Source organism: Bartonella sp. AA168HLJHH (assembly GCF_042197365.1).
Classification (GTDB): domain Bacteria; phylum Pseudomonadota; class Alphaproteobacteria; order Rhizobiales; family Rhizobiaceae; genus Bartonella.
Window position 1 is genome coordinate 1 of sequence record NZ_JBHIRS010000086.1, and the last position, 652, is coordinate 652.

1 protein-coding gene is annotated in these 652 nt (G+C 39.6%); it reads right to left on the reverse strand.

Annotated elements, in window-relative coordinates; translation table 11 throughout:
• The coding region (locus ACFINM_RS09885) for an autotransporter domain-containing protein (protein ID WP_375641395.1) at positions 1–652 on the reverse strand (652 nt) is incomplete at both ends.

Sequence of the window (652 nt, forward strand, 5' to 3'; positions counted from 1 at the left end):
AAAAAAGGTGGCGCAATCCAGCAGAGAAACTCGTTCCAGAAAAACCAATTTTCTTAAATCTATGCTGATAAGTGACATCTCCACGAAGAGAAAGTTTTGATGAGAGACGGGCATTAAACCCACCCCCTGCTTCCAAAGAAGAACCAAAGGAACCTAACTGAAAATCGTTTTTAAAAGAAACGAATTGCTTATCTTCAAAACTATGCAAATAAGAAAGCTTACTATAAAAAGAAACTTCACGTCCCTCTTCAGAAGCATTAAGCGTCTTGCTTAAACGCCCACCAACACGCCCCACCCATTGATGAAATTTTCCTAAATCAACATCAAGATTATCAATATCACGCGCCTGATTAAACTGAAGATGCTGATAAACAACCTGAATCTGCGGATCAAAAACAACACCTTTATACCCTGTTGCAAACGTTCTACCACTCGTTAAAGAACCGCTAAATTGTTTACCCTTTAACGCCACAACCTTGCCCCGTGCAAGGGTCAAAACATCACCCTTAAAAAGACCATACGATACCACCCCATCCATATAAAAACCGGTATCATGCTGCAAATTTCCATAAGCAGCAACAGACCATTTATTAAATGCGCTTTTTTTGCTTTGTTCAACATCCTGAGGGTGTAGAGAAAGATTTCCATAGTT